Annotated in this window: 12 protein-coding genes; 6 read left to right on the forward strand and 6 right to left on the reverse strand. The window is 71.6% G+C overall.

Annotation, left to right across the window (positions count from 1 at the left end; translation table 11 throughout):
• Positions 1-241 (forward strand): YciI family protein (locus tag VAE46_RS07470; RefSeq protein WP_322796299.1); only part of this gene is annotated, 241 nt, incomplete at its 5' end.
• 31 nt (positions 242-272) lie between these two features.
• Here the strand turns inward: VAE46_RS07470 and VAE46_RS07475 are convergent.
• Positions 273-590: a hypothetical protein gene (locus VAE46_RS07475; protein ID WP_322796300.1), complete on the reverse strand. Its 318-nt coding sequence runs from the start codon at positions 588-590 to the stop codon at positions 273-275.
• The gene (locus VAE46_RS07480; protein WP_416223952.1) at positions 587-1,852 is read right to left on the reverse strand and encodes a glutamate-5-semialdehyde dehydrogenase; all 1,266 of its coding nucleotides are present in this window, start codon (positions 1,850-1,852) and stop codon (positions 587-589) included. Before VAE46_RS07480 ends, VAE46_RS07475 begins: the two co-directional genes overlap by 4 nt.
• 126 nt (positions 1,853-1,978) lie before the next feature.
• Between VAE46_RS07480 and VAE46_RS07485 the strand changes: the two genes are divergently transcribed.
• Positions 1,979-3,067 (forward strand): hypothetical protein, encoded by a 1,089-nt coding sequence (locus VAE46_RS07485; protein ID WP_322796302.1) that lies wholly within the window; start codon positions 1,979-1,981, stop codon positions 3,065-3,067.
• On the opposite strand, the gene VAE46_RS07490 is transcribed toward VAE46_RS07485, so the two are convergent.
• Positions 3,049-3,366, reverse strand: a complete 318-nt coding sequence (locus VAE46_RS07490) for a hypothetical protein (RefSeq protein WP_322796303.1) — start codon at positions 3,364-3,366, stop codon at positions 3,049-3,051. The two genes, VAE46_RS07485 and VAE46_RS07490, sit on opposite strands and share 19 nt — an antisense overlap.
• A gap of 107 nt (positions 3,367-3,473) precedes the next feature.
• Between VAE46_RS07490 and VAE46_RS07495 the strand changes: the two genes are divergently transcribed.
• Positions 3,474-4,289 carry a helix-turn-helix transcriptional regulator gene (locus tag VAE46_RS07495; RefSeq protein WP_322796304.1) on the forward strand — a complete coding sequence of 272 codons (816 nt, stop codon included), beginning with the start codon at positions 3,474-3,476 and terminating at the stop codon, positions 4,287-4,289.
• Between the two features lie 15 nt (positions 4,290-4,304).
• On the opposite strand, the gene VAE46_RS07500 is transcribed toward VAE46_RS07495, so the two are convergent.
• Positions 4,305-5,645, reverse strand: a complete 1,341-nt coding sequence (locus VAE46_RS07500) for an MBL fold metallo-hydrolase (RefSeq protein ID WP_322796305.1) — start codon at positions 5,643-5,645, stop codon at positions 4,305-4,307.
• Positions 5,642-5,986: a metalloregulator ArsR/SmtB family transcription factor gene (locus VAE46_RS07505; RefSeq protein ID WP_322796306.1), complete on the reverse strand. Its 345-nt coding sequence runs from the start codon at positions 5,984-5,986 to the stop codon at positions 5,642-5,644. Before VAE46_RS07505 ends, VAE46_RS07500 begins: the two co-directional genes overlap by 4 nt.
• A 23-nt stretch (positions 5,987-6,009) precedes the next feature.
• Here VAE46_RS07505 and VAE46_RS07510 point away from each other — a divergent pair, with 23 nt between their 5' ends.
• Together VAE46_RS07510 and VAE46_RS07515 are read left to right on the forward strand one after the other, a co-directional pair.
• Entirely contained in the window at positions 6,010-6,915 is a 906-nt protein-coding gene (locus tag VAE46_RS07510) for an enoyl-CoA hydratase (RefSeq protein WP_322796307.1), read from the forward strand.
• A gap of 18 nt (positions 6,916-6,933) precedes the next feature.
• Positions 6,934-7,755: an SDR family NAD(P)-dependent oxidoreductase gene (locus VAE46_RS07515; protein ID WP_322796308.1), complete on the forward strand. Its 822-nt coding sequence runs from the start codon at positions 6,934-6,936 to the stop codon at positions 7,753-7,755.
• Positions 7,756-7,865: 110 nt separating this feature from the next.
• On the opposite strand, the gene VAE46_RS07520 is transcribed toward VAE46_RS07515, so the two are convergent.
• Positions 7,866-8,726 carry an alpha/beta hydrolase gene (locus tag VAE46_RS07520; RefSeq protein ID WP_322796309.1) on the reverse strand — a complete coding sequence of 287 codons (861 nt, stop codon included), beginning with the start codon at positions 8,724-8,726 and terminating at the stop codon, positions 7,866-7,868.
• Between the two features lie 51 nt (positions 8,727-8,777).
• On the opposite strand from VAE46_RS07520, the gene VAE46_RS07525 reads away from it, so the two are divergent.
• Positions 8,778-8,968, forward strand: a 191-nt coding sequence (locus VAE46_RS07525) for a hypothetical protein (protein WP_322796310.1), incomplete at its 3' end; no start/stop codon positions are given.

Here is an 8,968-nt window from a genome sequence, read left to right on the forward strand (position 1 = left end):
CCCCGATATCCTCGAACGCCGCGAGCCGTTCCGGCCCGCCCACCTCGCCCTCGTCCGCGAATGCTTCGAAGCCGGCTCCCTCCGCATGGCAGGTGCCTACGGCGACCCCGTCCGCGGCGCCGTCATCATCTTCACCAGCCAAGAAGCCGCCGCCGATTTCGTCATCCGCGACCCGTACGTCCTCAACGGCCTCGTCACCGCCCACCGCGTCGAGCCCTGGAACGTCGTCATCGGCGCCTGAGCGACATCGCCCCGGCGTCCCCCGGCCGCGCTCAGTTCAGGCGGAACGTGTCCTCGTCGTCCTCGTCGTCGTCCATCTCGCTGTCGCTGTACACCCCGCCCGGCGACCCCTTCCAGACCGTCACCACGAAATCCTCCCGGTACGGGTCGGCCGTCATCACCAGCTGCTCATCCGCGGCATCGATCAGCTGCTGGATGCGCTCCTCGTTCGCGTCGGCCGTGGTGCACAGCGTCGCGTACACATTCGTGCCCTGGTAATGCAAATCGATCCGGCCGACAATCCCGCCGTCTTCGAAAATCGTATACGACTCCGAATGCGGCGTCCGACACTCTCGCTCAAACGTGATCACAGCGGTCGCACCTGCCCTCTGCCGATGATAGTCCACTTGTAGCTCGTCATTTCGCGCAGGCCCATCGGCCCTCGCGCGTGCATCTTCTGCGTCGAAATCCCGACCTCCGCGCCGAGCCCGAACTGCGCGCCATCGGTGAACTGGGTGCTCGCATTGACATACACCGCCGCCGAATCGACCACATCGAGGAATTCCAGCGCCCGGCTGTAGTTCTCCGTCAGGATCGCGTCCGAATGGTGACTGCCGTACCGCTCGATGTGGTCCGTCGCCTCCTCCATCGAATCGACCACCCGCACGCCAACCCGCAGCGCCAGGTGCTCGGTCGACCACGTCGCCTCGCTGGCACGCTCCAGCGGCGCCCCGGTCGCCGCGAGGATCGCATGCGCGCGGTCGTCGGCAATAAACGTCACCTTCGTGCCCCAGCGCGCGGCCATCCGCTCGAGGAACGGCTTCGCAATGGCCGCGTGCACCAGCAGCGTATCGACCGCGTTGCAGATGCTGTACCGCCGCGTCTTCGCGTTATCCACCACCTTCTCGGCGAGGTCGAGGTCGGCGAACTCATCAACATAAATCTGCACCACCGCGTCCCCATGAGCGATGACCGGCATCGTCGCCTTGCGCCGCACGTAGTCGATGAGCTGCGGCCCGCCCCGCGGCACGACGACGTCAATGAGGTCGTTCATCTCGAGCAGCTCATCCACGTGCGCGCGGTCGGGGTCGCTCACCACCTGCACGGCGTCGCCCGGCACGGCGCTATCGGCCAGCGCGCGGGCGATCAGCTCGCCGAGGGCGGCGTTGCTGTGGCGCGCCTCCTTGCCGCCCCGCAGGATGGCGGCGTTGCCGCTCTTCAGGGCCAGCACCGCAATATCCACCGTCACGTTTGGGCGCGATTCGTAGATGCACGCCACAACGCCCAGCGGCACCCGCCGCCGCCCGATCCACAGCCCGTTCGGCAGCGTTCGCGAATCGAACACCTCGCCGACCGGGTCCGGCAGCTGCATCACCGAGCGCGTGTCGTGCGCGATGCCGCGCAGCCGCTCCGGCGTGAGCGTCAGCCGCTCCACGAAGTAGTCATCGAGCCCGGCTTCGCGCGCCGCCGCGAGGTCGCGCTGGTTGGCGGCCAGCACGGCCTCCTGCTCCGCTTCCAGCAGCGCCGCGATCCGTTCGAGCGCCGCGTTCTTCTCGGCCGTCGAAAGCCGCGCCAGCACCCGCGAAGCCCGCCGCGCGGCCGCGGCCCGTTCCCGCAAGATCGAACCCGTCATCGTCATGCCGCAGAGTGTACCAGCCCCGGGCAATCCGCCGTCCCGCGCGACCCCCGGGCCGGCCGGCAGCCCCGACCGGGGTCGAACGTCCGCTCCGCAAGCCCCGGGAGCCCGTACACTGGAGACATGACCAGTGATTCCGCTTCGTTCGCGTCCAGCCTTGCTGAAACCCTCCGCCGCATCGCTCGCTGGCAGCCGCCCGCCGGCGTCGGCATCCTGAGCGTCTACCTCGACCGCCGCCCGCAGGCCACCGGCGAGCGCCCCGGGCACCGCACCGGCGATGTCGTCCTGAAGGACCGCCTGCGCGAGATTGAGCGCAGCCTCGGCGTGCGCGGCCCCGCGCTCGAATCCTTCCGCGCCGACGCCGCCCGCGTCCACGAGGCAATCGCCGCCGCCGACCCGGCCGCCGAGGGCCTCGCCATCTTCAGCTGCTCCGCCGCCGGCCTGTTCGAAACGGTCGCCGCGCCTGCCCCCTTTGAGAACCAGGTCGTCTACGACTCCGTCCCCCGGCTCTACCAGCTCGCCCGCCTGCTCGACGAAATCGAAACCGCGGTGGTCGCCCTCGCCGATACGAACACCCTCCGCCTGTTCGTCGTCCGCGGCGAACCCGTCGCCGAGGTCCCGGGCAAGGACGAGGACCCCTACAACTACCAGATGCGCTCCACCAGCGGCATGAACGAGCACCGCTTCTTCCGCCACGTGCTCAACCACCGGCGCGAATTCGCCGAACAGGCCGCCCGCCTCATCGCCGACCTCTGCGAGCGCGAAGGCGCGACCCGGCTCGTCCTCGCCGGCGACGAGGTCGCCCTCCCGCTCCTGCGGGATGCCCTCCCCGCGCAGCTCTCCGAACGCGTCGCCCGCGGCGACATCCGCCTCGATATCCGCGCCGGCCTCGACGAGGTCCAGCGCGCCGTCCAGCACTTCCTCCTCCAGGTCGAAAGCGACGAATCGCAGGCCGCCGCCGACATCCTCGCGGGCGAAGTCCTCGAAGGCGACCTCGGCGTCGCCGGCTACGAGTCGACCCGCGCCGCACTCGAAGCTGGCGCCGCCGACATCGTCGTGATCGACGACGCCTACGAGCCCGCTGAGGCCAAAGACGAACTCGCCCGGCTCGCCGCGGCCACCGGCGCCCGCGTCGAAACTGTTCGCGACCACCCGGGGCTCCGCGCCCTCGGCGGGGTGGGGGCCATCCTCCGCTACCGGCTGCCCGCCTGACGCATCCCCCGCCGCGCCCGCACCATCAGGTAGGCCAGCGGCCCGAACGAGCCCAGCGCCAGCGTCAGCAGCACGAACGGCCACGCCCGCGTGCCCCGCTCGCGGGCATCCCGCACCATCCAGCCGATGGTGATCAGCCCCATGATCACCAGGTCGATGAACACCTGGGCCGGGCCCCACATCGTGAAGTGCGGCTCGAAGATGCCCCACAGGCCAACCTGCGCGAGCACCACCGCCGTAAACGCCCCGAAGGCCGCGAACGCCACGGCCGCAGCCGCGAAACCCCACCGGTCCGTCATCCCGGACACCTCCAGCTGAAGCTGCCCCCAGCCTCCCCTGCGGCGGGTAGCACGGCAATTCCCCGCGAGGGAATTGACACCATTCCGCGGCGCGGCAGACTTCCCCCATGCCGGCTGCCCCAGCCTCCGAACTGCCCCTACCCCGCTTTGCCGCCCTCCTGCGCGAGTACCGGGGCGCGCGCCGCCTCTCCCAGCTCGAACTGTCCGCCGCCTCCGGCGTCTCCCAGCGCCACCTCAGCTTCCTCGAAACCGGCCGCGCCCGACCCGGTCGGGAGGTCGTCCTCCGCCTCGCCGCCGCGCTCGGCCTCCCCCACCGCGCCGCCGATGAGCTGCTCACCGCCGCCGGCTTCCCCCCGCTCACCCCCGCCGCGCCCCCCGCCGAGGCCGCGGCGCTCGTCGAGCGCGCCCTCCGCCTCTACCTCGACCTCCACGAACCGTTCCCCGCGGTCGCCGCCGACCGCTGCTGGGAGGTGCGCGCCGCCAATCGCGCGTTCGAGCGGCTCGTCCAGGCGCTTGGCAACGCCCGCTGGAATCCCGGCCGGCCCGGCGGCATCAACCTGCTCAGGGCGGCGCTCCACCCCGCCGGCATCAGGCCCTTCATCGCCAACTGGGACGAAATCGCCGCCGAGACCTGGCGCCGGGCCGCGGCCGATGCCCTCGAACCCGGTGGTTCTGATCTCCGCGCCGTCCTCGCCGAACTGGAAGCCCACGTCCCGGCGGTGCTGAGGCAGCCCGCGCGCGCCCGGCCCCTGCTGCCCATCCTGCCCGTGCGCCTGGCGACCCCGGTCGGCGTGCTGTCGCTCATCAGCGTGGTCGCCACCTTTGGCACCGCGCAGGATGCCCTTGCCGAGGACCTGCGCATCGAAGCCTTCATTCCCGCCGATGCCGCCACGGAGGCCTTCTTCCGCGCCGCCGCCGGCTAGCAGGGAAACTCGTGCTCAGCCCACCCCCGCCCCGAGCGCCCGGCGCACCTCCGCAGCACCCCCCGCGATCAGCGGCCGCACATCCACCCCCAGCCGGGCGAGGTAGCTCGCCGCCATCGCCGCCCGCTGGCCGCTCGCGCAGACCACGTACACCGGCCCCCGCACCTCCCGCGCCCACTGCGGGGCCAGGTCGAACGGCAGCGGCCGGGCCCCGGGCAGCGGCTCATCGCGGTGTTCCTGGGCGTAGCGCACATCGAGCACCGGCACCCGCCCGCTGCGCAGCGCCGCCGCCAGCTCCTCAGCGCTCGCCGGCGTCACGCGCTCCGCCCGCGGCAGCTCGGCTGCCGGCAGGAAGCCGCGCACCTGTTCGTAGCCGATGCGGAAGAGGTCGATAGTCACGCGCTCGGCCTGGGCGGCGTCGTAGGTCACCAGCACCAGCGGCGCATTGAAGGGCACCAACCAGCCGACGTACGCCAGCATCGCCCCGCTCTCCTCGATGGCGAGGGCGCCCGGGTAGAGGCCGGCGAGGGCATCGGCCCGGGCGCGGAGGTCGAGCACCAGCACCTCCCCGGCAAGTCCCTCGAGCTCCGCCGGGGTCAGCCGCCGCGGCCTGGGCGGTTCGCCGTAGACCTTCGGCCCCCTGCGGTTGATCGGGGCCATGTACTGGTAGTAGCCGGGGATCGGCATGGCGCTGGCGAGGTGCAGCGCCCGGAACTCCTCATAGCTCATCGCGGTCAGCGCAGGGTTGCGCAGCAGCTCGGCGGCCATCGGCCCGCAGCGGCCGAGGTCGGTCCCGGTCGCGCTGCAGAACGAACCCGCCCCGTGCGTCGGCAGCACGTCGGCCGCGGCCGGTACCAGCTTCCGCAGCTTCTGGGCGGTTTCCCACTGGAGCCGGGTGAGCTCCTCCGTGTGTTCCGGGCCCAGCAGGTCGGTCCGCCCGGCCGCGGCCATCAGCAGCGCCCCGCCGGTGAACGCCCCGCGCACCTCCCCCGAGGGGGTGACGCCGAGGTAGGCCACGTGCTCGTACGTGTGCCCCGGCGCAGCGGTCACCAGCAGCTTCGCCCCGCCGAGGTCGATGACGTCGCCGTCTGCGACCGGGCGGTGCGGGAACTCGAGCTTTCCCGCCGCGGGTGCGACCACCTCGGCCCCGAGCGCCGCCAGCTCGCGCCCGCCGGAGACGTAATCGTTATGGACGTGCGTCTCCACCACGTAGCGAATCTCCGCCCCGTGCTCCCGCGCCGCCCGCACGAACGGGCGGATATCCCGCTGCGGGTCGATCACCGCGGCGGTGTCGCCGTCGACCACGAGGTACGAGGCATCGCCGAGGGCCTCGGCTACGAACTGCACGGTTTTCATGTCCCACCCCCAGCGACCAGCCCGATGCGCGCCGCCTCGGCCGCCACCTGGCGCCGCACCACGCCGCAGGCGAGCTCGCACAGCTCCTCCACCGCCGGGTCGGCCAAGCGGTAGTAGGCCGACGTCCCAACTGGCCGCCGGCGAACCATGCCGCCGTCCAGCAGCAGGCGCAGGTGCTTGCTCACGTTCGCCTGCGAACACCCCGTGGCCGCCGCCAGCTCCCCGACCGTCGCCTCGCCGCGGGCCAGCATGGCGCGCAGGATGCGCAGCCGCGTCGGGTCCCCCAGCAGCCGGAAGCGGTTGGCCACCTCGTCGATGAGCGCGTCGGGCAGGTCGTGCATAACGTGAGTATATAACTATCAAGTTGAGTAGCAAGCTTGCCGGCCGGCTGCTGATGCGCCACCATCCGCCCCACACCTTCCCCGGAGCCTGCCCCATGCCCGATGTCCTCTTTGAACTGGTCGACGGCGTCGGCCTTATCACCCTCAACCGCCCGGAGTCGCTCAATGCCATGGGCGGCGACCTCATCCCCCTCCTCGGCGAGCACCTCGAACGCTGCGAACGAGACTCCGCCGTCCGCTGCGTGGCCATCACCGGCGCCGGCCGCGGCTTCTGCTCCGGCGGCGATGTCCGCGCCATGCAGTCCCGCAACGACCGCGCTCCCGCCGGGGACGACGCCTCCCCCGACCCCGGCGCGCTCATCGCCACCATCGAACGCATGGCCGCTGAGCTGCGCGAGGCCCACAACCGCACCGTCCTCCGCATCCACACCATGCCCAAGCCGGTCGTCGCGCTCGTCAACGGCCCGGCCGCCGGCGCCGGGTTCAGCCTCGCCCTCTCCGCCGATATCCGCATCGCCTCCGACCGCGCCCGCTTCGGCACCGCCTTCCGCAACGTCGGCCTCTCCGGCGATTTCGGCGGCTCCTACTTCCTCCAGCGGCTTTGCGGGGCGGCCATCGCCCGCGAGCTCTACTTCACCGGCGAGATGTTCGATGCTGCCCGCGCGCTCGAACTCCGCATCGTCAACCGCGTCGTCCCCCACGACGAGCTCATGACCGCCGGACTCGACTTCTGCCGCCGCCTCGCCAGCGGCCCCACCGCCAGCTATGCCCGCATGAAGCAGAACCTCAATCTCGCCGAGGTCGGCACCCTCCAGCAGGTGCTCGACCAGGAGGCCCTCCTCATGCGCATCTCCGGCTTCACCACCGACCATCGCGAGGCCGTCCGCGCCTTCCTCGAAAAGCGCGAGCCCACGTTCGTCGGCCGCTGACCCTGAAAGGAGCCCCTCATGAACCCCCTCGAAGGCAAAGTCGCCATCGTCACCGGCGGCGCGCGCGGCATCGGCGCCGGCATCGCAACCGTCATGGCCGCCCAGGGCGCCCGCGTCGCCCTCCTCGACCTCGACCTCGACCAGGCCCGCGCCACCGCAGCCTCCCTCCCCGGCGGGGCGATCGCCCTCCACTGCGACGCCATCGAGGAGGACTCCTTCGACGCAGCCATCCGCAGCGTCGTCGATCAGCTCGGCGGCCTCGATATCATGGTCAACAACGCCGGGGCTGGCCGCGCCCCGTTCGACCCCGCCCTGTTTCAATCCGCGGGCAGCGGCCGGGTCGAGGACCTGCCCCCGGCCGCCTGGGATGAGCAGCTCGCCCAGAACCTGCGCTCCACCTTCCTCGGCACGAAACTCGCCGTGCCCCACCTGAAGCAGCGCGGCGGCGGCGCCATCGTCAACATCGCCTCGATCGCCGGCCTCTCGGCCTCGCCGACCCTTCCCGCTTACGCCGCAGCCAAGGCGGGCGTCATCTCGCTCACGCGGAGCACGGCCCTCGAATACGCTCCCTTCGATATCCGCGTGAACGCCATCTGCCCGGGCTTCCTCTGGACCCGCGCCTGGGAAGGCCTCGCCGCGGGCATCCAGCGTTCGAACCCCGCCTTCGCCGGCCTCAGCCCGCGCGAGGTGTTCCTCGCCGTCGTCAAGAACGGCGTCCCCCTCGGCCGCGAGCAGACGCCCGAGGATATCGGCCACCTGGCGGCCTTTCTCGCCTCCCCCGCCGCCCGCAACATCACCGGCCAGGTCATCTCCGTCGATGGGGGCATCACGCTGAGATAGGTGGGAGGTGGGAGGTTGAAGCGGGGAGCGGGGAGCCGGGAACCGGGAACGCCCTCTCCCGTTCTCCCCCTCTCCCCTTCTCCCTTTCTCCCTCTCTCCCCCTCTCCCCCTCACCTCCGGAGGCGGTCAATCTCCGCCGCGATGAACCCCGGGTCTTCCATCGGGATGAAATGCGAGTACTGCGGCACCGGCACGTCCTCGCCACGGGGGAAGTGCGCAGCGAGGTCCGGCGCGGTGGGCGAACCGCTCATGTCCATCGGGTTCGCTTCGTCTCGCGGCCGGGCGCGCAGCACCCGAACCGGCACCTGCACCTGCGCAATCAGCTCGTAGATATCCTCGCCGGGCGCTTCGTTGTAGGCGCCCGCATACACGGCTGCTTCAATGCGGGGCGGGCAGGCCAGCACGTAGCCCTCGCCTGCGGGGTTCGGCAGGAGCCCCCAGCGGCAGTAGTCCTCCAGCACCTCCGGGTCCCAGCGTGAAAACGGCTCCCGGCCGCGGAAGCGCGCGACCATCTCCTCGGGGGAGTCCCATGCGTTTCGCCGGCGCGCCGCGAAATGGTCATCCTCGGCCATCTGCCGGCGGTAGCCCCGCGGCCCGATAACGGGGTCGACCAGCAGCAGCGCGGCGAACGCGCCCGGTTCGAGCGCCGCCGCGCGGGTCACCGCGTAGCCGCCCTTCGAATGCCCCACGCCGATGGCGCCGCCCAGCCCCAGCTCCCGCACCACCGCCGCCACATCATCGCCGAAGGCCGGCCAGCGGTAGGGCGGCTCCGGTTTCTCACTGCGCCCGTGCCCGCGCATGTCGACCGCGATAACGCGCACCCCCGGCAGCCGCTCCGCGACCCGGTCCCAGCAGCGGCCGTGAAAACCGGTCGCATGCGCAAGGAAGACCGCCGGCTCGTCCCCCGGCCACTCCCACGCCTGCAGCTCGACGCCTGCCCCGCGCACCCGGAACGATTTCGGCTCCGCCATCACCCCACAGTCTACCGGCCCCGCCGGCTGCGCACCTGCTACCCTCTCCTCATGGACGACGCCATCGCAGCCCTCGCCGCCACCCCCGCCGCCCTCGCCCAGCTCGTCGCCGATGCCGATGACGCCCGCCTCGATGACCGCACGCGCGAGGGCTGGTCGGCCCGGGCCATCCTCGCCTTCTTCCGCGATGCCGAGGTCCTCCATTTCCGCCTCGCCCTTGAACGTATCCTCGCCGAGGAGCG

The organism is Tepidiforma sp. (assembly GCF_034433535.1).
Lineage (GTDB): Bacteria > Chloroflexota > Dehalococcoidia > Tepidiformales > Tepidiformaceae > Tepidiforma.